This is a genomic window from Capnocytophaga sp. oral taxon 878 (assembly GCF_002999135.1).
Taxonomy (GTDB): domain Bacteria; phylum Bacteroidota; class Bacteroidia; order Flavobacteriales; family Flavobacteriaceae; genus Capnocytophaga.
In genome coordinates, this window is sequence record NZ_CP027229.1 from 95387 (window position 1) to 118392 (window position 23006).

A 23006-nucleotide genomic window follows, 5' to 3' on the forward strand; every position below is an offset into this window, starting at 1 on the left:
TTATTAAATTCTTTCACCCATTAATCATCCCTCATTAGTCATCAATTATTAGTATATAGCCTTAGTTATTAGCCTTATACTACCGCTAATCTCTAATTCCCAATAGTATCATTGCAAATACAGCATAGTTAATCATATCTTGGTAGTTAGCGTCTATGCCTTCACTCACTAAGGTTTTGCCCTCATTATCCTCTATTTGCTTTACACGCAGCAGTTTTTGCAAAATAATATCAGTAAGTGAACTCACTCTCATTTCACGCCACACCTCACCATAATCATGATTCTTAGCCACCATCAATGAGCGCGCCTCCTCTACCTTCGCATCATACAAAGCCAAAGCCTCATCAAGGTCTAAATCAGGCACCGTAGTAATCCCCTTATCTATCTGAATCAAAGCCATCAGCGCATAGTTAATAATCCCTATGAACTCAGCCCTTTCATCCTCATCAATAAGATGCACCGCATTCTCCTGCAACCCTCGTATCCGTTGCGCTTTGATATAGATTTGGTCAGTAAGTGATGGCAATCTAAGGATACGCCACGCACTCCCGTAATCCTTCATCTTGTTAATAAACAGACTCCTACACTGCCCAATTACAGCATTATATTGTTTTATAGTATTCGTTTCTTCCATCAAAAATAAGGTTTAACCATAATAATACAGTGCAAAGGTACAAATTAATTATCAATTAACAAGTTTTAGCCCCAGTCTTTACCCCCCTCAACCCATCACCCACCCAATACCCAACACCTAAAATTAAAAAAATACATCCATTTTCCATTTTCATTGCCAATAATGCAAAAACACACCCACCCCAATCCCCTTTTTATCTGAAAATACAAACCCCTAATAATCAATCCATTTCACCCCAAAACACCCCCCAAGCACCCCCCACCCATCCCTTACAATGAACGAACTAATAACGAAGGATAAACGAACTATAAACGAAGTATAAGCCTTACGTCCCTGATTATCAGGCCCTTTATCCCCAACACCTCCCTTTGCCAAATTCGCAACAAAATCCCCAAAACACCCCATTTTCTTCACGCTCCCAACCACCCACACCACACCTCCCCCCAAAGCCCAACACCCCACAATTAACCCCCAAAAAAATCTTTGCAAATTAATATTTTTTTATTATCTTTGCCCCGTTTTTAAATATCATTAATTGCTAACACTATGAAAGTAAATGTACCTAATGAAACGAATCGCCTACAAGCCGTTATCTTAGGCACCGCCACCCATAACGGCCCCACCCCAAAGCTCGAAGAAGCCTACGACCCCAAGTCAGCCGAGCATATCAAAGCAGGAACCTACCCCCTCGAAGCCGATATGGTCGCCGAAATGAACGCCTTCGAACAAGTACTCAAAAAATACAACGTAACCGTATATCGCCCCCAAATTATTGAAAATTGCAACCAAATATTCACACGCGATATAGGCTTCGTCATCGACGATATATTCATCAAAGCCAATATACTCCCCGATCGTGAAAACGAGTACCAAGCCATCGAGTACATCGTCAACCAAATCAACCCCCAAAAAGTCATTACCCCCCCCGCCGAAGTACACATCGAAGGAGGAGACGTAATGCCTTGGAACCAACACATCTTCATCGGAACCTATAAAGGCAACGATTATAAAGACCAAATCACCGCACGCACCAATATGGCAGGCGTCGAGTTTATCAAAAAACTATTCCCACACAAAAAAGTAAAAGAGTTCGATTTAGTAAAATCAAAAACCGAAGCCCGCGATAACGCACTTCACCTCGATTGCTGCTTCCAGCCCGTAGGCAAAAACAAAGCAATCATCTACAAAGACGGATTCCGCTCACAAGCCGATTACCAATATTTAGTCGATATCTTCGGCGAAGAAAACCTATTCCATATCAACCGTAACGAAATGTACGATATGAATAGCAATGTCTTCTCCATAGCCCCCAACGTAGTCGTATCCGAGAAAAACTTTACCCGCCTCAATAACTGGCTACGCTCACAAGGCATCACCGTCGAAGAAATCCCCTATGCCGAAATAGCCAAACAAGAAGGACTCCTACGCTGCTCCACACTCCCACTCATCCGCGAGTAACATCCTAACAAATAAATAATCAGCAGATTAGTAAATTAGAAAATGAACACACACCCTCATTTCACTAATTTACCAATCTGCTAATTATTTAGACTCCTTACATATTTCAATAAAAGTTATCTTTATCCTATGTTATTTGCCAAGAACTTCTTATTTTTGCACTCTCAAAAAAATACCACTCAACACAGTTCTAAATGCAATAATCTATGGAACAGCCTACTATACCGAATAAAAATAACTTCTACTGCGTAGGGCTCAGCTACCAAAAAGCCGATGCCACCACACGTGGAATATTCAGTATTACAGCCACCAACAAAGAAGCACTCCTTAGTGAAGCCCACCAAAAAGGCTTTACCGAGGTACTCCTTATATCCACCTGTAACCGTACCGAGCTATACGGATACACCCAAAACCCATTCCAGCTCATCCAGCTACTCTGCGACTATTCCAACGGCACCATCGATGACTTTCAAAAAGTAGGATACGTATACAAAAGCCGAGAAGCCGTACAACACCTCTTCGAAGTAGGTACAGGCTTAGATAGCCAAATATTAGGCGATTTTGAAATCATAGGGCAAATAAAACAAGCCTTCGCCCTCTCACGCAAATACCAACTGGCCAACGCCTTCCTTGAACGCCTGATGAACAGCGTAATCAATGCCAGCAAGCGTATCAAGAACGAGACAATCCTATCCTCAGGAGCCGCCTCCGTATCCTTCACAGCCGTACAGTACATAATGCAGCAAGTCTCCGATGTATGTAACAAAAACATACTACTTTTCGGCATAGGTAAAATAGGACGAAACACCTGCGAAAACTTAATAAAACACACCCAAAACACACACATAACCCTCATTAACCGCACCCGCTCCAAAGCCGAGCAGGTAGCAGGCAAATTCAATGTAATCGTAAAAGATTATGAAGCCCTCCCTACCGAAATAACCCAAGCCGATGTACTCATCGTAGCTACCGGAGCCTCAACACCCACCATAACCAAAGATTTAATACCCACCCATAAGCCAATCCTAATATTAGATCTTTCCATACCCAAAAACGTCTCCGATGATGTAAGCAGCCTCCCCAACGTAAGCCTCATCCACATGGATGAACTTTCCAAACGCAAAGACGAGGCATTGGAACGCCGTAAAGAAGCCATCCCACAAGCCCTACAAATTATCGAAGAAGTAAAAGAAGAATTCGTACAATGGCTTAACAATCGCAAGTTTGCTCCCACCATTAAGGCACTAAAAAGCAAGCTCGAAACCCTTAAAGAGTCCGAACTTGATTTCCATCGCAAAAAGCTCCCCGATTTCAATGAGCTACAAGCCGAAGCCCTAAGCAGTAGGATCATACAGAAAATAACTACCCAATTTGTAAATTATTTAAAAGAAACCCAATCATTGGAAGAGAGTATAAGTTGGGTACAAGAAGTATTTCAGTTAGAAGTACAGCATTAAAACTACAGGATTAGAGGAATTACATTCATATTTTATTGTTTAAAAAAAGAGGCTGCCCAGAGTGTAACTCTGGGCAGCCTCTTTTTTATGTTTTAAATACAATTAAAATACCGATTGGGTTCCTTCTTCATCAATTAGTTTTAACACATTTAAGTATTTAGATGATTTTAGATATTTAGCATCATTGTAGTAAGCAAATATCATTGTTTTGTCTTTAATAGCGTCAATTACTTGTTTGTAGATGCTTTCCGGTAATACAGGGCATCCTAAACTTCTGCCCATACGCCCGTTTCTAGCTATGTAATTCTCATCGGCATAATCGGCGGTGTGTATTACTACCGAACGCTTGGCAAGGTTGCTATTATAGCCTTTTTCATCACCGTGAAGGGTGAGGCTATAGCCATTCCCACCATTATACGTGCTACCTGTAATATAAAAGCCTATACTGCTCTTGTTTGATTCAACTACATCCGAGAATGAAGTTGCTAAGCGGTCGCCACTCTTTTTGCCATGAGCTACATAAGTGTAATACACTACTTTCATCTTCTCCAAATCAATAGTGTAAAAGCGCTTGGTATTACAATCTTTAGTGAAATCAATAATAGAGAAGAGTTCTTTGCCGTTTAAGCGGTTTTGTTTCTTAAGCGATTGGTAGCCTATATATGCGTAACGGAAGGCTGCAAAACTAAGGTCATACTGAGCTCCGTTTAGTTCATTATACAATTCCTTAATGTTAAGTTCGGCTTTTTTTAGGGCTAATTGTCGCTCCTTGCTTAAGTTGGTTTGTGCATTGCTGAAGTACAAAAATGTACTTAAAATAAAGATAAGAACTAAAAATAAATACCTCTTATTCATAGTGTGTGTTTGGGATATTGTGTTAAGAAATCATTGCTGGGGGCAAAGATAGTGTATTTTTCTTATACTATTACACAAAATATAAATTTTAACAATAAATTAACGTTCTTGAGGTAGTATTTTTATTTATGTGCTTGTCTTTTTTGCTTGAAATTATTTATTTTACCTTCCACATAACGCATTAATTTATGTGATAGCGGAAAGTGAAACATCTCTTTGTCGGTGTTTACACGGTGAGTAAGGTATATGCCTAATGGCAATAGGATAAGAGTTGGTATCCAAGGGGCTAAGGCAGGGTTAATGGTGTTATTCTCGGCTATGTTTTTCATAAACATACCTATGAAATGGTAGGACAAGAATAAAACCATAGCTACTACCAAAGGCAAGCCTATACCGCCTTTGCGTATGAATGCCCCCAGTGGTGCTGCTACGAAAAAGAGTACAAAGCACGCCACTGTTAAGGCGAACTTATCACTAAGATTAATTATGTGTAGGTTTAATATTTTGTAGCCATATTCTACATATTCTTCTCTGAACTGTACATTGTCCATTTGGGATTTGTTATAATTGATAGCACTTTCAAACAGGAACATTTTTTGGTGCTCATCAACCATTTGTACTAACTGATTTACTGAAGTAATATGGGTGGGAGTGGCGGTTGTTTTCTTTTCATCGGGGGGAGGGGGTGGTGCGATGAATATACCTGTGCGACGGAACATACTGCTACCATAATCGACAATGTTTTGCTGAAAATCGGTGTGCAGAGAGTCGATAGCGTAACTAAGCTGGTTTACATTCATCATACGGTAGGTGGTAGCATCGGTTTTTTCATTGAAATCGACATTGTTAAGGTGTGAGAGATCAATGTTAATGACGTATTTATTGAAGTGTACTTTGGCAAAAGGGAGGCGCTGCTGTGAGGCGTAGGTGTTGGTTTTAATATCTTCGTAATAAGTACCATCCTCTAATATTAGTTGTAAGAATTTGCCTTTGCCTTCTTGGTTTTTTAGTTCGCCGCGTTCGGCATTGATAACGGTGCGGTTTACCCCGTCGGGATTTTTTTTATGTATGAGAACTTTTTCTAAGAACTGGTCGTTATCGCCGTGTTTTTTATTTACTTTGATGCTGAACTCTTCGCCTATATTTGAAAATATGCCTTCGGCTATTGCCATTGCTGGTTTTACGTTGGCTATATTAGCCCTAAGGTTATATACTTCGCGAGAGGCTACGGGTATTACGTTATTGGCTAGGAAGAAGGTACAGGCGCTTAGCAGTGCCATTAGGATTATTACTGGGCGCATTATGCGCATTAGGGAGATGCCTGAGGCTTTCATAGCTGCGAACTCATAGTTTTCGGCAAAAGAGCCGAAGGTCATTATGGAGCCTATTACTACTGCTAAGGGCATAATGATTGGTATGAGCTGAGGTATGAAGTATACTAAGAACTTACCGATAATCCATAACTCAAGTCCACGCCCAGCCAGCTCATCGATGTATGTAAAAATGGTGTGGAATACAAAGATAAGGGTGAGTATGGATAGTGCTCCTAAGAAGTTCTTGAGGAATTGTGTGAGAATGTATCGGTCTAATATGCTCATTACATTTCGCTAATGGTATAACCGTCTTTTTTATATTTTTCTCTGTCGAACTTAAATATGTTATCGGACAGAGGTTGATTGGTTTTGAAGGTATTGACGGTAATGGTGGTTTTGGTACCGTTTTTACCTATTTCAATTAGGTTATAGATGTGCTTGGTTTGTATATCGATACCTAAGAGAATTTGTTTTACTTCGGAGTTGGCTTTTTGTGGTTTTAGCTCGATGTATTGTATTTTGCGTCCGCGTACGTTTTGTTGTATATCCCATTTGTATTTATAGCCTTTTTTGTAGAAGGTGAGCATACGAGAGGGGGTTATGGTGTTTTCGTCGCCGGCATTTTTTTCGATAGTAACTTCTTCATTTTCGGGTACTATGGTGTATGTTTTGTTGCCGTCGTACATTTTGGTAGCTCCTAAGTAATTTAGCACGTACTTATCCTTGGCGATGGTTACATTGCCTTTGGTTTCTTGGTTGATATTTTCAGCCATATTGTCTAAATTATACTTGAAGTCGATATAAATATTGTTATAAGCAGACATTTTGCTATTTACCTCATCGAGGAGTTGTTTGGCTTTGTCTGTTTGTGCCTGAGTGGTTATAAAAGCGCTGAGGAGCAGCGTTATAAGGCAAAGTATCTTTTTCATTTTAGTGTTTTTAATGATTTAGTGTTTTTTATCTCATAGCAATTATCGTTCCAAACTTAATTTGCTATATTGCTATTGTTGTTTCATTAAAGCTAAATCCGTTTAGCAAATCGGTGGTTTTCATACGTTTTTTGGCGGGTAGTTGTAGTTCGAGCAGTTGTATATAGCCATCGGTTACGGCTATTTGTAGGTGCTTTTTGTCGGCTATTATTGTGCCTATGGGCAGCTGGTGGGTATGGGGCTGGAAAAGAGCGTCGTAGACTTTGGTGGGGAGGGTTTCTCCTTTATGGATGAACTCTGTCCAAGCGGTGGGGTAGGGGCTCATACCGCGTATGAGTTGTTCTATAGCTAATCCGTTTTTATGCCAATTGATTTTACAGGTTTCTTTATATATTTTGGGAGCTTCGGCGAAGGTGATTTCTTTGTTTTGTGGTTGGGTAGGGCAGTTGCCTTCGGCTATTTTGTTTACGGTTTCGCATACTAATTTGGCTCCTTGTACCATTAGCTTATCGTGTAGGGTGCCTGCGGTTTCGTGCTGGGTAATGGGGGTTATGGCTTGTGCTATGATGGCTCCGGTATCGATTTTTTCGTCGATAAAGAAGGTAGTTACACCTGTTTGTTTTTCGCCGTTAATAATAGCCCAGTTAATGGGTGCTGCGCCGCGGTAGTTGGGCAGTAGGGAGGCGTGCAGGTTAAAGGTGCCGTATTTGGGCAGGCGCCATACTACTTCGGGTAGCATACGGAATGCTACTACTATTTGTAAATCGGGGGCGAGTGCTTTGAGTTGTGTTAAGAAGTTTTCGTCTTTGAGTTTTAGGGGTTGTAGTACGGGTATCCCTTTGCTTAGGGCATAAGTTTTTACGGGTGATGCGTTTAGTTTTTGTCCGCGTCCGGAAGGTTTATCGGCTACGGTTACTACGCCCACTACATTGTAATTGTTTTCGACTAATGCTTGGAGGGAAGCCAAGGCGAAATCGGGCGTTCCCATAAATACGATTCTCATTTTTTAGCTAAGGGAAAAAGATAAGAGGTAACAGTGTAGGGGTGTTGAAGCCTCTTGGGTGTTACCTCTTATGGGTTGATTTTAAAATAAGTAAGTGATACCAGCTTTAATTCCGCCGGTAGAGAAGGCGTTGTTTTCAACGAACCACTCGAGGTTGCCTGCGAAGTGCTTGTTAAAGAAATAGCGAGCTCCTGATTGGAATCGGAATGCGATACCGGAGTCGTAATAAGATTTAATCCAGTCGTCTTTGGTGTTCATACCCCAGTTGTAGTATCCGAGGCTTAATCCTCCGTAAAGGTCGAGTGGTACGCGGATTCTGAGGTACTCGGCAAAGTGGAAGTTGCTGGTAGCTAATATACCTACGTTGGTATATCCTATGCCTGAGTAGCTATCGAAACGGAAGAATAGTTCGCCACCAAGTGATATTTGTTTGGTGATTCCGAAATCGGCAGCGCTATAGATCATAGTGCCTGCGCCAGAAACTCCTAAGCCTCCGTTAATTTGTACACCGCCTTTGTTTATTTGAGCTGAGGCGGTTGCTAAGCTGAATATGCAGCCTATAAGTAAGATGATTTTTCTCATAATAGAAATATTTAAAATAGTTTTACGAGGGGCAAAGATACGAATATTTTTTCAATTGGCAAGTTTTTTAGGTAAGAGGTAAGGGGTAAGAGAGGGGGTAGGGGTATTGTTGGTGGCATACTCAGCTGTGTCAGCTCGCAGACTATCCTTCGTTTATAGTTCGTTTATCCTTCGTTATTCGTTCGTTCATTGTAGGGGAGGGTTGGGAGGTGGTGTGGTGGTGGTAGGGGGGGTGGTGGATGATGGGCTGGGGGTGGGGAGAGGGGTGAGATATTATTGTTATTTGTAGATTATTAATTGATATTTATTGTTATCTTTGCACTCTGTTAGAACCAAGAAATATGGAACATACGATTCTATCACTTATCAATCAAACCAATAGGAATATTTTCCTTACTGGTAAGGCTGGTACTGGGAAAACGACTCTGCTGCGTAAGATTATAGATACTACTTATAAGAATACTGTGGTGGCTGCGCCTACGGGTATTGCGGCACTTAATGCAGGAGGGGTTACGTTACACTCTCTGTTTCAGTTGCCTTTTGCTTCATTTTTGCCTACTTATGGGTCGGTTCCTTTGGCGAATGAGCTGCAACGGATAGAGAATAGGACATCGCTGCAAAAGCATTTTCAGATGCATAAGAATAAAATCCAGCTGATACGCAATATGGAGCTTCTTATTATAGATGAGGTGAGTATGCTGCGTGCGGATATGCTGGATGCTATTGATTTTTGCTTGCAACAGATACGCAGGAATAGACTGCCCTTTGGTGGGGTGCAGGTTCTGTTTATAGGAGACTTATTGCAACTGCCACCAGTGGTGAAGCAGCAAGAATGGGAGGTGCTACAGCAGTACTATGAGGGGATGTTCTTCTTCCAATCAAAGGTAGTGAAAGAGCATCCGCTACTGTATATAGAATTGGAGAAGATTTACCGACAAACAGACCCTGTATTTATTGCTTTGCTGAATCATCTGCGTGAAAATAAGCTAACAGAAAAGGATATGGCTGAGTTGCAACGCTATGTAAAGCCTCATTTGGGTACTAAAACAGATGATAATTACATTACCCTGACAACGCATAACGCTAAAGCTGACGCTATTAATGCCCGACAGATGGAGGCTTTGAAAACGCCTGTTTATAGGTATGAGGCTAAGATAGTGAGTGATTTTCCAGAATATATGTACCCGATAGATAAGGTGATTGAACTTAAAAAAGGGGCAAGGGTGATGTTTATTAAAAACGACCCGACGGGTAATCGGAGGTTTTTTAATGGGAAAATGGGGACAGTACAGTCCTTAAACGATGAACGGATAGCGGTGCTTCTGGATGATGCTGATGTGATAGAGGTGGATAGATACCAGTGGAAGAATGTGCGCTACAGGCTGAATGAAACCACCAAAGAGATAGAAGAAGAGGTGCTGGGTTCATTCATACAATACCCTCTGCGACTGGCGTGGGCCATAACGATACATAAGAGTCAGGGTCTTACTTTTGAGAAGGCGGCTTTGGATATACAGAGTGTATTTGCATCGGGGCAGGCATACGTGGCGTTCTCACGATTGCGCTCCATAGATGGATTGAGACTCCTATCGGCTGTGCCACAGAATGGTATAGAAAGTAATGAAGAGGTGTTGCAGTATGCAGCTAATAAGGCTACTGAAGGGCAAGTACAGCAAGAATGGGAGCAAGGGAGGTTGGAGTTTCTGCAAGAAATGGCAATGAGAACCTTTGATTGGGTTACCCTTGAAACGGCTTGGTTACAGCACTCCAGTAGTTATTCGGGAGAAATAGGCAATAAGAATGTATATAAAAACTGGGCGCAACAACAGTATGCAAAGGTAAAAGAACTGGTGGCTACCGCAGCTAAATTTAGCAAGCAGCTTGATGGATATTTTAGGCAAGGGGCTTCGGTGGAGTATGTGTGCGAGCGGGTAGAAAAATCGGTAGAGTATTTTATACCTTTGCTTTCGCAGGTGTGGTACCAAGTGATGTATGTGCTAGAAAAAGTGTACTACCAAAAGAAAGTAAAGGAGTTTGTAGGTGAGCTGGAAGAATTGAGCAATAATATGGGTGAAGTGGTGAAAAAACTCTTCAGACTACAACAACTGATGGCACTGGCAGCAACGGGAAAAGATTTTAGTAAAGAAACGGTTAGTACGGAACGGTTTGAAGCCTTATTTATGCAGATAGTAACTAACGTGAATAAACAGATGAAGCAGGAACAGCTATTCACAAAAGATAAGGAAGAAGAAACTCCTAAAAAGCTTAATACTTACGAGAAAACATTGCTGCTATGGAATGAGGGTAAAAGCATTGCACAAATAGCTGAAGAGCGCAATATAACAGAAAGTACTATAAATAAGCATTTAATAAAACTGATAGAAGAAGGAAGTATAGTGGCTGACCTTGATAAGCTATTTAGTAAGAAAGAGATAGAAGAACTAAGTCCTTTGATAGATGCCTTGGAAGAGGATAGCTTAAAAACAGTGGTAGAACAGACCCAAGGGCGCTACTCCTGGGATAAATTAAATCTTTTTAGGAAGGTGTATTTGGGGAAGGAATAATTAATTGTTATTTTAGAAAAAAGCGGTATATTTGCGGCATATAACAGTAGATGTACAAAGGAAAAATCATCATAAAACTGTTGTACAGCAAAAAAGAGGATAGTGTTATAAGAAAGAGAAAATGGCAAACTATACTATATACAATGCATCGGCAGGTTCGGGGAAGACATATAGCCTTGTAAAGGCTTATTTACAAATAATATTGGGCAGTAAGCATACGGATCTTTTTAGGCATTTGCTGGCTATTACTTTTACTAATAAGGCGGTTTTTGAGATGAAGAACCGCATTATTGAATTGTTGGGAGAGTTTAGTAATGATAAAATGCTGTATGATCCGCACCCAATGTTTGTGGAACTTCGGAAAGAGTTGAAGCTGACAGATAAAGAACTACAAGACCGAGCTGCTAAAACCTTAGAGCATATATTACATAACTATGCTGCTTTTGGCATCAGTACTATAGATGGCTTTAACCACCAGCTAATACGTAGATTTTCATACGACTTGCATTTGAATCCGTTTTTTGAAGTACAGTTGGACAGCCAGGCTTTATTAGAACGGGCAGTAGATAACCTGATGAGTGAAGCAGGTAATGACCCTCAGCTTACAGATTTGCTTATTCAGTTTTCTAACGAAAAGATAGATGAAGATAAAAACTGGGATACTACTGCAGAGCTACTAGAAGTAGCCCAAATGCTTACAGAAGAGAATCATTATGAACCTTTGCAACTGCTAAAAGGGAAAGAGCTAACAGACTTCTACGCTCTTAAAAACACCTTGCTAAAACAACGTAACACAGCCCTTGATACTATTAAAAGCTTGGCTAATGACTTTATGCAACTGCTTGACCAACACGGATTGGGCAAGGACGCTTTTAATAGAGGGTATGTGTATAACTTCTTTAATGAACTAACATTTGACCCACAGAAAGAACCTTCGTGGGGTACGGTTTGGCAAGAGAATATGCTAAACGGAGAACCTCTATATGGAAAAACTGCTGCTAAGAAACTAAATACAGCCCTTATAGACTCATTACAACCTGATATTATAAGACTTTTTATGGGCATACAAGAGTCTTTTGGGGAGCTTGCTTTTGCCCGTAATGCTTTGAGGTATGTAGTGCCATTGGCATTGCTAAATAGAATACAAAGAGAGATAGAACTTATAAAAGAAGAAGAGAATATTTTGCCGATATGGGAATTTAACGGAGTTATATCATCGGAGCTTAGTAACCAGCCTGCTCCTTTTATTTATGAGCGTATAGGTGAAAGGTATCGGCATTATTTTATTGATGAGTTTCAAGATACATCGGTATTGCAATGGCAGAATTTTATTCCGCTTATACTTAATGCTGTGCAGAGTGAGGTAGCTAAACAACAAGGCTCGGTACTGTTGGTAGGGGATGCTAAGCAATCAATCTACCGATGGAGAGGAGGAAAGGCAGAACAGTTTATGAGTTTGTATTCGGGTGTGGAGAACCCTTTTTTTATAGAAGGGGAGACCCGTAGCTTGGATGATAATTACCGCAGCTTAGAAGAGATTATAAATTTTAATAATAACTTTTTTAAGTTTGCAGCTGAACAGTTTGAAACTAAGCAATACAGAGAATTATATGATAATGCTATTCAAAACTATCCTAAAAGCAAAGAAAGTAAAAAACTACCAGAAGGCTATTTGAATGTTACTTTTGTTGAAATAGGAGAAGAGGAAGCACAAGAAGAAAATCAGCTTACAGTAGCACTTAGCCCACGAGAACAAACCTATTGTGATGCAATATGGGAGAAAATACAACACGCTAATAGTGCAGGAGCGGTAGATAAAGATATTACCATACTGGTACGTACCAATAAAGAAGGAGCGGCAGTGGCTTCATACTTATCGGGGAAAGGGAAGAATGTAATTTCACCAGACTCATTATTACTGAAGAATGTGCCTTCGGTACAGTTTCTAGTATCATTGCTTCGGTTGTTATATCACCCTGAAAGTGAAGAGTTAAAAGTACAGTTGCTCTTTGATTATATCAGGATGAAAAAAATAACTGAAGCACATTTATTTTTAAGTAAATACGTGCCAGAGCCTATAAACACATTCTTTGCTGAGTATAACTTTTCAATGGAACAGTTTAACCAATATTCATTATATGAGGGAGTGGCATTGGCAGTGAACTGTTTTGAATTGGCACGGACATCGGATGCGTACCTTACTCATTTTATGGATATTATTTTTGATTTCAAAAATGCTAGAAAAGGAGGCTTAGCTGACTTTTTGGAGTATTGGGATGAACAAGAAAAAAACCTTAGTATCAGTTCGCCAGAAGGGCTGGATGCTATAACTGTAATGACTATACACAAGAGTAAAGGGCTTTCGGCACCGGTGATTATTTATGCTTTTGCAGATAGTAAACTCATAGACCCCCACTCGGAGAAGTTGTGGTTTAAGGTAGATAAAAGCCAATATAACGGTTTTGACTATCTGCTTATAAGTAGCAATAAAAGTTTGGAGAACTACAGTGCAGAGGCTGCTGCTTTGCTTACGCAACAACGCGAGCAAAACCGTTTAGACCAAATAAATGTGCTGTATGTGGCAATGACCCGTCCTGAATCTTTCTTATATGTGATTACCTCCTTACCTAAAAAGGGAGGAGAAACTTATGGTACCCTTTTTCAGCAATTTTTGGCTCAAAAAGGCTGGTGGAATGATAATGTGGTAGAATATGCTTTTGGCAGCCCAATATTCCCAGAAAAGAAAGGCAAAACAGAAAACCAACAACAGCCTATCCCCTTCCAAAGAGGCTGGCAGGTACCTAACTACAAAATAGCTACTGGGGCATCATTATTATGGGATACTCATAAGCAAGAAGCCTTAGAACGCGGTAACCTTATACACGAGCTTTTTGCTAAAATTACCTACTCTACTGACCTTGAAAGAGTGCTTGCGGATGCCCTTGAAGAAGGAACTATTACTGCTGAACAATATGAATTGCTACTACCCCAAATGGAACAACTACTTACAGATGCTACTATAGCCCCTTTCTTCAGTAAGGATTATGAGTATTTTACCGAGCGTGAGTTTCTTGATAATGAAGGTAACTATTTTCGTCCTGATAGGTTGGCCTATAAGCCAGAGACCCGTGAGGTATATATTATTGATTATAAAACAGGTAGCCCTAACAATAAATATCACCAACAATTACATTACTACGAAACAAACCTAAAAGCTATGGACTGGCAGGTGAAAGGCAAGTACTTAGTGTATTTAGACCAAGGAGTAGTGGTGAAATCTTAAAACAAGTATTTTGCAGATGAAAAACATTATTATTATTTTAATAACTTTAATTTTGGTGGCTTGTAACCCCAAAAATCCTTATGAGGGAACAACTGTTAAGCTAACAGAAATCAAAAGCTTTGCTTTGCCTAAAATAAGCATTAGGGCGATGGTATTACTATCGGATGGGAATGTAGCTTTTGCGGGCTCGGATGCTACTTTTGGCTTTATTAATACTCAGAACTATACTATTGCGGTTTCTGATATGAAGAATAGGGGGGTGATTTCGGACTTTAGGTCTGTAGCAGCTACTACACAGAATGTTTTTATACTTTCGATAGGCAACCCAGCCCTGCTATATAAAGCTGAACAAAGTGGAATGAAAGAAGTGTACCGAGAGGAACACCCTGCTGTATTTTACGATGCAATATGCTTTATAGATGACCAATTTGGTATAGCTGTGGGCGACCCTATTGAAGGACGTATGTCGGTAATAACAAGTCATGATAAAGGTGCGCAATGGGAAAAGCAAACTTGGTCACAGACTCCTAAATTGGAAGAAGGAGAGGCTGTATTTGCTGCGAGCAATTCGGCATTGACTCATATTGGCAATAAAATATGGGTGGTGACTGGTGGCACTAAAAGTAGAGTGTTCTACTCGGAGAATAAAGGCTATAAATGGCAGGAACTTGCTACCTTGCCTCTGGTACAGGGTAACCCTACGCAAGGCGCTTTTTCGGTAGCTTTTTACGATGAAAAGCAGGGTATAGTTGTAGGAGGAGACTACCAACATCCTACTGAACGTAAAGGCAGTGCTGCCCTTACCTTTGATGGGGGAAAAACGTGGGAGGCTATTACCCCTGATAAGGCTATGGGGTATGCTAGCTGTGTGAGGTATATTCCTAACAGTGCAGGTTATGGATTAATAGCTACTTCGGCAAATGGTATTTTCTTTTCTAACAATAGGGGGGATAGCTGGCAACAGCTTACTGGTGACGGTAATTACTACAGCTTCCTTTTTGTAGATGAGCAGACTATTGTAGTGTCGGGGAGTGAAAAGATTAGTGTATTTAAGGTTGGTATAGATAAGAGATAATAAAAGTAGGGGGATTACTTGATAAACTTTTTATAGGCTTCTCTCAGGGCATCGGCTTGGGCTTTGTGAGGACTTTTAGTGCTCATATCATCAAAATAGTGGAAAGATACTATTTTGCTAACTTTAGGGATAGAACGTGCTGTAAGCAATTGTTGTTTTACCCTATCAAAAGAGGCAGGCTGATAAGGATACTTACCATTGGGTGATGCAAAGGTTTCTAAATCACTCCAAAAAACGCCTTTGTAATTTTTATTTTCTTCAAAGAGTCCGCGTTGTGCAGCCTCATAATAGCTGGCAAGGCGCTCAAGGGTTACGTGTTGTGCGCCCACACCATCTTGTAACATTATAATTTGCAAATTGCTTTTAGACAGTTCTGCCATAAAGTGTTGCAGCTGCTGGGGTGTGGAGAGTGAGCTATTCCAAAAGGCAGCAATAGACACTGGCTTGTTGTTCAGTTGGTGCAGGCGGTTGGAAATGCGATCTACAAAATGCTCTCTAAAAAGGCGAACTTTCTCATCGGTATTATAAGCGTTAGGCTCGGGCTCGTGAGGTATATACCAGCCTTTGAAGGCTGAATTTGTGCCAAACTGAGCTTGTATTTCTTCGGCTATGACAATACAATAATTGGCTTGTGTTTGTAGCCACGCCACATCGGTTTGGTGATCCCAATACGTATCATCAAAATGTAGCCCTATATGCACTTCTATCCCTTTTCGGCTGGCAGAGGCTAAAAGTTGTTGCAAGGTGTTTTTGCTCTTAGTGGCTGTGAATGTATTTGCTGAATTGAACCAAGTGATATTGTTGTAAGGATTTTTGAATGCAGTATATTGCACAATAAGAGTGTTCATCCCTACATCTTTGATTTCGGTGAGAAGCTCATCCCATTGTGCTTCACTCCAATTGTCTTTGCCAAAGAGTTGGATAAAAGTGCCTGTGAGTATCTTTCGCTCTAATGGAGGTGGAGCAGGAAGTTCCGGATTTGGAGTGTTGTTATCTCTGCTACAAGAAAGAAAAAACATCACACTGAGTATGATAAAGAGAAAGAGTTTTTTCATAAGAGTTATTTTGCAGGCAAAAATATAAAATAAAGAGTAGTTACGCAAATTTGTAATACAAATAAAAAGCTGTTCAACTTTTTGGTTGAACAGCTTTTTTTTATGTTTATGTATGAAAAGGGGTTAGAACTGATAGCCTACACCTCCTAATATGCTGATAGTAGCTGCTGGCATAATACCTCCCCAAGCATTGTGGCGGGTAGTGAAGTATTTGCGGTTAAGCAAGTTGAGAGCATTAAGGTTGAAATTCCATTGCTTATAGCTATAGTTAGCGGTTGCATTGAGCAAGAAGAACTTAGGTATTAAACCTACATTGCCATTAGCAGAGCCTTCAAAAGTATTAGCAAGGTCTGAAAATTGTGAGCTTACAAAGTTACCGTATACGTTGGTAGTAAGGGTGCCCTCGCCTATAGCACATTGGTATTTAGCCCCTGCGGTAGCAGTGTAACGCGGTGCATAAGGTATGCGGTTGCCTTTGTACATACCGTATTCAATAGTAGCTTTTTGTATAGCACCACTACCGTAGAGTTTTAGCCCTTCTACTGGATAAATAGCACCATTTACTTCTATCCCTTGGTGTAGTGCTTTTCCTCCGTTATTAAGCAAGCCACTTTCGCGGAATATTTTATGATTGAAGTCTAATATATAGGCTGCTAACTCTACTTCGAGCCATTGAGTAGGTTGGGTACGGAAACCTATTTCGTAGTTATTAGAAGTTTCGGCATCGAGGTCGCCATTGGTTTCGAAAGCTACACGTATCTGCGGCATCTTATAGCCTTTAGAATAAGTAGCATAAGCGCGATACTGCTCGGAGAATTTGTAGAATACCCCTAATGAGTAGATGAAAGCATCTTCGTTGCGGTTATCCCAACTATTGCGGAAGTAATCTTCTTTGTCGTAATTTACAAAAGTATAGCGCAGACCAGGGTTGATATTAAGTTTATCGGTGATGTGGAACTCATCGAACACATAGCCCTCTACTACGGCTACGGTATTGGCTGAATTGGCAGTGGTTTTACCTGCTTTTTTGCCCATTTCGTCGCCGGCTACTGATACTTCGTGGGTAACATCGGTATGTAGGCGGATACCTGCTAAGAGTTTGTTTTCTTTGTCGAATAGAGTGTTGGTACGCTCATAGTCGGAGAATAAGCCTACTGTAGGGATATCGCGCAAAGCAGCTACAAATTTGCGTTTGCTAGCGGTAGCGTTGCGGTTGTCTAACCACCAGTCTCTTTTTAGGTAACTACCATATACAGAAGTGGTCAGTCTATTGGTTTCATCAAAACTGCGTTTGTATGAGATAGCGGTACTGAAGCGTCTTGCCTCGAAAAAGTCGTGTGGATTAACAGACTGCTCGGGGTCTTGCTCCCATTGTGCTTGACTAAGCCCTCCTGGAGTATCGGAATATTCGGTAAAGCCATTTAGGAAGAAGCGCCATTCGTTTTTGTCGCCTACTTTGGCTGTTACATTGGCAGTAAGGTCGTTCACATTATAGCGGCTGCGTGACTTTCTGAAGCCATCGCCTTGGCGGCGGTGGAAGCCTGCGTAGTAATTCATTGCTCCTTCATTGGCATTACCTACCGTTTCTAACCCTATATTTAGAGCATTATGGTTGCCATATTGTAGGTTGATGCCTGTATAAGGGCGAGCGGCTCCTTTTTTGGTGATGATATTTACTACCCCGCCTATACTACCACTTCCGTAAAGAGCAGGAGAGGCACCTTTTATCACTTCCACACTTTCGATAGCGCCTACGGGCATCATATAATAACCACCCATATCGGAATAGCTTTGCCCGATAGGTATTTTACCATCAATGACTACCAAAGTATTGCTATTTCGGTTGGGTTCCATACCGCGTAGCCCGATACCAGGGCGCAATCCGCGACCATCTTCGTCTATATAGTTTACCCCAGGCATAAAGCGTACGGCATCGCCTACTGCGGGGATGGCTAATTCTTTAATTTGGGAAGCAGAGATGACGTTCACGGTACCTGCGAAGTCTTTGATTTGGCGTTTGATACCGGTAGAAGTAACGGTTACCTCTTTGAGCTCGTGAGTGGAGATTTCCATCTGTACGGTGATAGAAGAGCGTCCGTTAAGAGCTATTTCTTGAGTTTTATATCCTAAGAAGCGGAAGACGAGTACAGCATTTTCGTCGGCACGAAGAGAAAACTGTCCGTTTTCATCAGTAGCGACGCCACGATGGGTGCCTTTTACAACTACGCTGACTCCTAGCATTGGATAGCCGTCGGCATCGAACACTTGTCCTTCTACCTCTATTTCTTCTTGTTGAAAGCGCGTTACGCTTGTGTTTTCGAGGGCTGAAGACTTCGCTTCGGCTACCTCAGAGGCTATCATAGCTAACAGCAGACTGCCCAAAAATAGTGATTTGTTTTTCATAAAAACATTTATTTATTACTTTTCGGGCGCAAAAATAAAAACTTTCTAAATAATTGCAAGCATTTATGTAGAAAATTTTTAAATAATATGTGTTTAAATACAAAAGACGAAATACGGGTGTTACTCGCATTTCGTCTTTTCGTATTTTCTATTTCGCCTTTATTTCAGTAAGTTATAGAGCTTGCGAAACTTAAATTAAATCATTATTTTTTCTTTTGAGAAGGGAGTATTATGTTTTTTTCCTTAGCCAGACGACGGGCTACATTTCTATTGGCTTCTTTAGAAAGTGCCATAATAAATTCATAATCTTCAGGGCTTTCTTCTTCAAAAGCAGCCTCTACAAGGGCTGCTTTTTCCTTTGTAGCAGTCTTTTTTGTCTTCGTTTTGGTCTCCTTAAAGGAAACAAAACTGAATGTTTTAAGAAGTTCCACAAGGGCAGAGGCTTGTGGGTGACTCTCATTAATGGTAAAGGTCATAGACATAAGATTCTTATTCTGTAAGGCAAAGATACAAAAATTATTCCAATGTAGGGATTAGTGATCGTTTTTGCTTTTGCCGAAAAGCAGAAACATCCAGTAGCTTTAAAGTGAAGTAATAAAAGTTAAGAATCCTAAAACTACCCCTACCAAATTGGGGATAATGAGAATATAATCTGGCTTAGGCTCTTTTGTCCAGCCATACATCACCCAGATAAGACAAGACCCAGCTGCAAACAAAGGTTGCCAAGGTTGTGCTTTGTGCCCCTCTAAGTTGGCCATAATTTGAGGAATATAGGCTACAAATACCGCCACTCCTATAAAGGCTCCTATGGAACCTATAAACAAATTAATTTTTTGCTTGATATTTCTTTTTTCGTTCATAATAATATGGTTTTCTGCAAAGATAGTAATTCGTATTTTGTGTTTCGTCTTTATTTAGTATTCAAATTCTTCTATATATTCAAGAGTTTTTACGTTATTACCTTCTTGAGTATAATGTTTTTTCATAGTAGGATACCCCTTGCTGTTATAAGTAAGCTCAATAGAGGTAATATTCTTAACTAATTTCCCTTGAAGATCAGTATAACTCTTCACTTCTTCTATCAAATTATTTTTACTATAGCTTTTTTGTAAAAAATAATCAGGAACTGTTGTTTTTAACAATGCATTCAGTGGTGTAGGGTTTGTATTGCTATCGTATTTATACTCGGTAGTTTGCCTTCTTTCTATTTTTTTTATTAGGTTGCCCCCTGCTACAGTATAGGTAGTAGTTCCTGTATGAGTATAAGTTTCTGTACCTGATACCACTGCTCCATTCCCATCGCGATAGGTAACAGTTTCATTTACAATAATATCATTACCGCTATAGGCTAACACACTCTCAGAATGTCTATTTACCTTTTTGCGCTCTCCGTTAATCCAAGTACTTGAAACGCTCTGTTTGATAATCTTTGTTAGCTGTTCACCCTCATAGCGGTATTCTTTGGTATAAGAATCTCCGTATTCTGTTGTTCTATGAGGCTCTACGCGTGTTTCTTTTATCACTCGTCCTTGTCCGTCGTAGACATAATCTTCAATAGCATAATTTTCTGCAGAAGGTTGACCATACTTTACTTGGGTTATACGGTCTCCCAAGTATTCTGCTTTGATAATCTGAGCCGTACCTGTTTGAACGCCATTTTCATATTCAGTAATAGTAGTTGACAACAACTTGCCGTTCTGAATATTATAGGTTGCTATACTACTCCTGTTACTATTAGGGTAAGTAATAGTTGTTTTCTTAGGGAAAGCACCCTCTTGTATGCCTTTATCGTTGTCGTCACCCTTACCACAACCCACTAAGGCTACACTTGCCATCAAGGCTATAAAAAACTTTTTCATATAAAAATTATTTTTAAAATTGAGGCAAAAGTACAAATAAATTTGCTAATCGGCAAATTTTTCTGGGTTTGGGGCAATATTAAATATTTATCCTTCGTTTATAGTTCGTTTATAGTTCGTTTATCGTTCGTTCAACCTAGGGGATAGCTGGGGGAGGAGGTAGGGGATAGGAGGTAGGGGATAGGAGTTAGGGGGTAGGGGAGAGTAAGGATAGGAGGTGAGGGGGTGGGGGAGGACAATGGATTGATGAAGGGTGAGGGAGGAGGGGGGATTAAGAGAAAATATTAATTATTAATTGTTAATTGGTAATAATTTATTACCTTTGCAAAATAAAATAGAAAAATATGAGTGCTATTGTAGCTATAGTAGGTAGACCTAATGTAGGGAAATCGACCTTATTTAACCGTCTTATAAAACGCCGTGAGGCGATTGTGGACGCTGTGAGTGGTGTAACCAGAGACCGCCATTATGGTAAAACGGATTGGAATGGTACGGAATTCTCGGTAATTGATACTGGGGGGTACCTTTCGGGAAGTGACGACACATTTGAAAAGGAGATTAATAAGCAAGTGGCATTGGCTATAGAAGAGGCTGATGTTATCTTGTTTATGGTAAATGTGGAAGATGGGCTTACGGGTATGGATGAATCGGTAGCGACCCTATTACGCAGGAGCCATAAGCCAGTGCTTGTGGTTGTAAATAAGGTGGATAGCAATAACCGTAGGAATGATATGCACGAGTTTTACGCTTTGGGCTTTGGGCAACTTTATGCCTTATCAAGCATTAATGGTAGTGGTACTGGGGAGTTATTGGATGACTTGCTAAAGGTGTTGCCAGAGAAGGAGCAGAAAGAGGAGACTGAATTACCACGTTTTGCGGTGGTAGGGCGTCCTAATGCAGGAAAATCGTCGTTTATTAATGCGCTCATAGGTGAAGATAGATACATAGTTACTGATATAGCGGGTACTACTCGTGATGCTATTGATACTAAATACAATCGTTTTGGATTTGAGTTTAACTTGGTGGATACGGCTGGTATTAGGCGTAAGGCTAAGGTAAAGGAGGATTTGGAATTTTACTCGGTAATGCGATCTATTAGGGCTATAGAACACTCGGATGTGTGTATCTTGATGCTGGATGCTACCAGAGGCTTTGAGAGCCAAGATGCGAATATATTTTGGTTGGCGCAACGCAATCGCAAAGGTATTGTGATATTGGTGAACAAGTGGGACTTGGTAGAGAAGGAGAATAATACTGCCAAGCAGTATGAGGCGATTATCAGAAAAGAAATAGAGCCTTTTACTGATGTGCCTATTTTGTTTGTATCGGCATTGAACAAACAACGTATTTACAAAGCTATAGAAACAGCGGTAGCGGTGTACAACAACCGTAGCAAACGGATACCGACAAGGAAGCTGAATGAAGTAATGTTGCCATTGATAGAGAATTATCCTCCACCTGCTATTAAGGGTAAATATGTGAAGATAAAGTTCTGCACCCAATTACCTACCCCTATGCCACAGTTTGCTTTCTTTGCTAATTTGCCGCAGTATGTAAAAGAACCTTATAGACGTTTTATAGAGAACAAACTTCGGGAGAATTTTGATTTTAACGGAGTTCCTATTGATGTATATTTCAGGCAGAAATAATCTGAGAGGGATATGTATCTGACTTTGTAATGAAGTGTAAATAAAGAGGAATATGAAAGGATTGTTATTACTTATTAGTGTAATTATTCCGTTTGGATTGCAAGCGCAATCTTATATTCCTAAACATTCGGGAGTGTACCCTAAGGCATCGGAGAGGGTTCCGCTAGAGGAAGTAATCATAAAGCAGACGGGAAATCCTATAGAAGTTTTTTCAAAGAAACCTATTGATACACTTTTGATAGATGAAACTGTTCTGTGTGATAAATATGGGGTGAAATTTAGTGAAAAAGCTAGAAAGAATAGGATAAGAATTAGCAAGAGAGCCTATTGGCAAAGCAAGAGAAAAGGGATGCTTTTTCAGACTGCTATGCAAATGGAAACACTGAAATATCTTGAAGGTATTTATAAAGAAGATGAACCTTATTGGCTATCATTAAAAAATGCAATAGAATATAGGAATAGGATATGGGCTACTGGAATTATTGAAAAGCGAGGTAAACGATATGAACAATGGACTAGGAAAAAGGCAATAAGGAGACTCACACCTATTACAACCCCTAAAGAAGCGGTAGTTTTTCTTTTTTTGATGGAGAATGCATTTCCTATTAACGATTTTTCGGATATTAAGAATCCGATGAAGATAGAAGTAAATTGGAGTGGAGAAAAAGAAGAGATAGATGCTTACTATGAAGTGTATGTACCTGAGTTACGACCTACAGAAGTGATAGAAGAAAAAGGAAGTTTTATAGTGAATCTCTTCTATAAAATATCAGTAGAAGACCTATATGAAGTAGTGTATAGGTTATTTAAAAATGGGCATTATGAAGTGCTGAGCAAGCGACTTATTTATAAAATGCCTTTAAATGATATAGGAGAAGTATTTTAAT

Annotated in this window: 18 protein-coding genes; 7 read left to right on the plus strand and 11 right to left on the minus strand. The window is 40.2% G+C overall.

The window, feature by feature from the left end; translation table 11 throughout:
* Positions 1-85 precede the first annotated feature (85 nt).
* A complete protein-coding gene (locus C4H12_RS00485) occupies positions 86-634 on the minus strand; it encodes a DUF1599 domain-containing protein (RefSeq protein WP_106097165.1) in 549 nt (182 codons plus the stop codon).
* A gap of 546 nt (positions 635-1180) precedes the next feature.
* On the opposite strand from C4H12_RS00485, the gene C4H12_RS00495 reads away from it, so the two are divergent.
* Together C4H12_RS00495 and hemA are read left to right on the plus strand one after the other, a co-directional pair.
* Positions 1181-2092 (plus strand): dimethylarginine dimethylaminohydrolase family protein, encoded by a 912-nt coding sequence (locus C4H12_RS00495; RefSeq protein ID WP_106097167.1) that lies wholly within the window; start codon positions 1181-1183, stop codon positions 2090-2092.
* Between the two features lie 206 nt (positions 2093-2298).
* Positions 2299-3549 (plus strand): glutamyl-tRNA reductase, encoded by a 1251-nt coding sequence (gene hemA, locus C4H12_RS00500; RefSeq protein WP_106097168.1) that lies wholly within the window; start codon positions 2299-2301, stop codon positions 3547-3549.
* A 102-nt stretch (positions 3550-3651) separates the two neighbouring features.
* On the opposite strand, the gene C4H12_RS00505 is transcribed toward hemA, so the two are convergent.
* The 5 genes from C4H12_RS00505 to C4H12_RS00525 all read right to left on the minus strand — a co-directional run bounded on the left by C4H12_RS00505 (position 3652) and on the right by C4H12_RS00525 (position 8231).
* Complete coding sequence (locus C4H12_RS00505; protein ID WP_106097169.1) at positions 3652-4404, minus strand: murein L,D-transpeptidase catalytic domain family protein; 753 nt, start codon at positions 4402-4404, stop codon at positions 3652-3654.
* A 122-nt stretch (positions 4405-4526) separates the two neighbouring features.
* Positions 4527-6002 carry an LptF/LptG family permease gene (locus tag C4H12_RS00510; RefSeq protein ID WP_106097170.1) on the minus strand — a complete coding sequence of 492 codons (1476 nt, stop codon included), beginning with the start codon at positions 6000-6002 and terminating at the stop codon, positions 4527-4529.
* Positions 6002-6646 carry an outer membrane lipoprotein carrier protein LolA gene (locus C4H12_RS00515; protein ID WP_106097171.1) on the minus strand — a complete coding sequence of 215 codons (645 nt, stop codon included), beginning with the start codon at positions 6644-6646 and terminating at the stop codon, positions 6002-6004. Before C4H12_RS00515 ends, C4H12_RS00510 begins: the two co-directional genes overlap by 1 nt.
* A gap of 64 nt (positions 6647-6710) precedes the next feature.
* Positions 6711-7649, minus strand: a complete 939-nt coding sequence (gene fmt, locus C4H12_RS00520; protein ID WP_106097172.1) for a methionyl-tRNA formyltransferase — start codon at positions 7647-7649, stop codon at positions 6711-6713.
* Between the two features lie 81 nt (positions 7650-7730).
* Complete coding sequence (locus C4H12_RS00525; RefSeq protein WP_106097173.1) at positions 7731-8231, minus strand: hypothetical protein; 501 nt, start codon at positions 8229-8231, stop codon at positions 7731-7733.
* Positions 8232-8572: 341 nt separating this feature from the next.
* Here C4H12_RS00525 and C4H12_RS00530 point away from each other — a divergent pair, with 341 nt between their 5' ends.
* The 3 genes from C4H12_RS00530 (at position 8573) to C4H12_RS00540 (ending at position 15153) form a co-directional block, all read left to right on the plus strand.
* Positions 8573-10795, plus strand: coding sequence for a helix-turn-helix domain-containing protein (locus C4H12_RS00530; RefSeq protein WP_106097174.1), 2223 nt, complete (start codon positions 8573-8575; stop codon positions 10793-10795).
* Positions 10796-10916: 121 nt separating this feature from the next.
* The gene (locus C4H12_RS00535; protein WP_106097175.1) at positions 10917-14078 is read left to right on the plus strand and encodes an exodeoxyribonuclease V subunit beta; all 3162 of its coding nucleotides are present in this window, start codon (positions 10917-10919) and stop codon (positions 14076-14078) included.
* 16 nt (positions 14079-14094) lie between these two features.
* The gene (locus C4H12_RS00540; RefSeq protein WP_106097176.1) at positions 14095-15153 is read left to right on the plus strand and encodes a hypothetical protein; all 1059 of its coding nucleotides are present in this window, start codon (positions 14095-14097) and stop codon (positions 15151-15153) included.
* 14 nt (positions 15154-15167) lie between these two features.
* Here the strand turns inward: C4H12_RS00540 and C4H12_RS00545 are convergent, their stop codons facing one another.
* The 5 genes from C4H12_RS00545 to C4H12_RS00565 form a co-directional block, all read right to left on the minus strand.
* Positions 15168-16208 carry a DUF4434 domain-containing protein gene (locus tag C4H12_RS00545; protein ID WP_106097177.1) on the minus strand — a complete coding sequence of 347 codons (1041 nt, stop codon included), beginning with the start codon at positions 16206-16208 and terminating at the stop codon, positions 15168-15170.
* A gap of 123 nt (positions 16209-16331) precedes the next feature.
* Complete coding sequence (locus tag C4H12_RS00550; RefSeq protein ID WP_106097178.1) at positions 16332-18611, minus strand: TonB-dependent receptor; 2280 nt, start codon at positions 18609-18611, stop codon at positions 16332-16334.
* A 203-nt stretch (positions 18612-18814) separates the two neighbouring features.
* The gene (locus tag C4H12_RS00555; protein ID WP_311337982.1) at positions 18815-19087 is read right to left on the minus strand and encodes a hypothetical protein; all 273 of its coding nucleotides are present in this window, start codon (positions 19085-19087) and stop codon (positions 18815-18817) included.
* Positions 19088-19192: 105 nt separating this feature from the next.
* A complete protein-coding gene (locus tag C4H12_RS00560; protein WP_106097179.1) occupies positions 19193-19471 on the minus strand; it encodes a SemiSWEET family transporter in 279 nt (92 codons plus the stop codon).
* A 54-nt stretch (positions 19472-19525) separates the two neighbouring features.
* Entirely contained in the window at positions 19526-20470 is a 945-nt protein-coding gene (locus tag C4H12_RS00565) for a hypothetical protein (protein WP_106097180.1), read from the minus strand.
* Positions 20471-20814: 344 nt separating this feature from the next.
* Here C4H12_RS00565 and der point away from each other — a divergent pair, with 344 nt between their 5' ends.
* The gene (gene der / locus C4H12_RS00570; RefSeq protein WP_106097181.1) at positions 20815-22119 is read left to right on the plus strand and encodes a ribosome biogenesis GTPase Der; all 1305 of its coding nucleotides are present in this window, start codon (positions 20815-20817) and stop codon (positions 22117-22119) included.
* Between the two features lie 52 nt (positions 22120-22171).
* The gene (locus C4H12_RS00575) at positions 22172-23005 is read left to right on the plus strand and encodes a hypothetical protein (protein WP_106097182.1); all 834 of its coding nucleotides are present in this window, start codon (positions 22172-22174) and stop codon (positions 23003-23005) included.
* The last annotated feature ends 1 nt before the right edge of the window (position 23006 follow it).